Annotated in this window: 1 protein-coding gene; it reads right to left on the bottom strand. The window is 33.1% G+C overall.

All coding sequences use genetic code 11. From position 1 onward, the window contains the following. Positions 1-1,401 (bottom strand): peptidylprolyl isomerase (locus tag FPG59_RS16060; protein ID WP_254906730.1); only part of this gene is annotated, 1,401 nt, incomplete at its 3' end. Positions 1,402-1,406 lie beyond the last annotated feature (5 nt).

Raw genomic sequence — 1,406 nt, 5'->3', positions numbered from 1 at the left:
ATTGTTCGTGAATTTACAATCTCTATATTCCCCCTGAATCTTGATGTAGGTCTCTTTGATTTTTTCATCAAACCATTTTCCTATTTCAGTGATTCGTTTTTGTTTTAACGCTAAGTCTTTAATTTTGATGTAATCCTTAGCATAATCTGCTGTATGCTCATCAATTCTATTGGTAACCGTAATAATTTTATAACTTTTTTTACCTTCTTCACTTTGATCTAAAATAGGTGCAGAAACTTCATTTTCTTTTAAATTTGAAACTTGGCTATAAAAAGAAGGATCCATTTTTGTCAACTCAAAACGGGTATCTTGAGTTTGTGGATTGATTAAAGCACCGCCATTTGCTCGAGTTTCTTTTTCATCAGATAAAGTTCTTGCAGCTTCAGCAAAAGTAATGTCCTTATCCTCTATTCTTTTTTTAATTAAAGTTATCAGTTCTTTAGCTTCCTTTAAAGACTGCTCTGTTACAGTAGGAGACAATAATATGTGACGAATCTCTCTCTCTTGTCCTTTAATTTTTTCTACTAGAATAATGTGGTACCCAAAAATTGTTTCGAATGGAGCTGAAACTTCTCCTTCTTCTAAACTGAATGCCACTTCTTTAAACTCTTTTACAAATGGAGTTGACCGATTCATTTTATAATACCCTCCAGTTGACTTAGAAGCTGGATCTTGCGTATATAAAACTGCTTTTGTTGAAAAACTAGCACCTTCCTCTACTTCTTTTTTAAACCCATTGAGTTTATCAATTACTTTTTGTTTGTCTTCTGCAGAAACTTTTGGCATAACCACAATTTGAGCTACTTCAAGTTCTACACCAAAAAAAGGCAAATCAGCCGCTGGTATTTGTTTAAAATAATTTCGAACCTCTTCTGGAGTAATTTCTACAGCATCAATAATCTTTTTTTGCATTTCCGAAGTAAGTTTTCCTTCCTTTAAGATATCAGCAAAATAAGTTCTAAATTCTTCCTCAGAATCTTTTTTATAATATTGAACCACTTTTTCCATAGACCCAATTTTGTCTACCATGTAATTCAATCGTTCTTCCATCATACCTTTAACCTCAGCATCGGTCACAATAATACTATCCTGAACTGCTTGATGCGCATATAACTTGTCCTCTAGCAGTTTCCCTAGCATTTGACAACGATCATATTCCGAAGTATTACCTCCGCCAGCTTGAATTTCTAAATACGTTTTATCTATATCTGAGTCTAAGATGATATAATCTCCTACGGTTGCTACAACACCATCAACTTTTTGCTTACCAGTTGACTTAACTTTTTTTACAGGGGCAATTACGGAATCCTTAATAATCTCTTGTGCGTTCACAACTACACTCATAAACATTAAAAACAAAACAGTAAGTGTAATTCTATTATTATTGGACTTCATTGGTATTGAAT

The sequence above is a fragment of the Flavobacterium sp. FPG59 genome, assembly GCF_002150205.1.
Classification (GTDB): Bacteria; Bacteroidota; Bacteroidia; order Flavobacteriales; family Flavobacteriaceae; genus Flavobacterium.
Note: the sequence above shows the minus strand (reverse complement) of the source record. Positions and strands in the feature narration are given on the sequence as shown.